Below are 1,108 nucleotides of genomic sequence, written 5' to 3'. Positions count from 1 at the left end.
CTCGATACCAGTTACGCCTGAGATTAGTGGAATCTGAGCTTCGAAGAAGTATTCAGCAACACGTGTTTCACCGTTAGTAGGTACTGTAGCACCACCTGAACCAACTAGGTCACCGTTAGCAGCGATACCATCGGCTTGTTGAATTAGCTCGTCGCGACGGAATTCGAAACCGAACAATGCAGATACCGCATCGTCAGCCCATGGGCTTTGGATACCGTATTCGAATAGGTCACCACTGATAGTACCACCAACGATAGTCTGAGCACCTGTACCAACGGTTAATGTTGGAGTATCTAGGTAAGACTGAAGTGCTGGATCGAATTCAGCTGTTGCGCTGTAAGCAGTTACAAATGGGATACATGAAGAATCTGTACCGTCAACTACTGAACGACAAACAGGTGCGCCAGTTGTTGGGTCTGCAACGATGTCTAGAGAGTTCTGAAGGTTGCGAAGCGTAACCTGGTTGAACTGAGTACGTTGTAGACGAGTTTCACTGTACTGTACGAAAAGGTCCCAATCGAACGTATCAGCGATTGTGCCTTTAATACCATTTACAGTGAAGATGTTAGTACGAGTACGGTCATCCGTACGACCACCACCCTCTACGAAACGACGACGGATTTGCGCTTGCGCATAACCATCTTCATCTGCACGAGAGTAAGTACCGTCAGTGCCTAGTGTACCACAGAAGATACCTAGCATTTGGTCAGTTAGTAGTGGGTTGTCACAGTTAACACGGTTGATAGTTGAACCGAATGCCGCAGAAGGTGCAATTACCTGAGGAGACTGTGAAGATGTGTAACCGAAGTTCGTGTAAACAGTCATGTCATCAGTGATGTCATAGCTGCCTTTGAAGCCGATGTTGAAACGTTCAACTTCACGACGGATTGGGTTAAACGGGTTAAAGTTGTACGCGTTAGTGAAACCTTCAGAAAGAGAGTTATCACCTTGTAGCGAGTAACCAGTACCATCTACAACGAAAGTCGTTGGGAATGGACCTTGGTTAGAACCCAAACAGATTAGGTCGTTTTCACCAATTGGGAAAGTCGCACACTGAGCGAAGTCACGGTTAGCCTGTTGGATACCATTGTTTTTCGAGTAGTTGAAG

General features: G+C 46.4%; 1 pseudogene. It reads right to left on the bottom strand.

Annotated elements, in window-relative coordinates:
• Nucleotides 1-1,108 (bottom strand): annotated as a pseudogene (locus AC27G9_RS21255) (hypothetical protein); the annotation flags it as partial.

This window comes from Alteromonas sp. 5NS40-0096 (assembly GCF_057544385.1).
The sequence above is the reverse complement of the archived record's forward strand: the minus strand, read 5'-3'. Positions and strand labels throughout refer to the sequence as shown.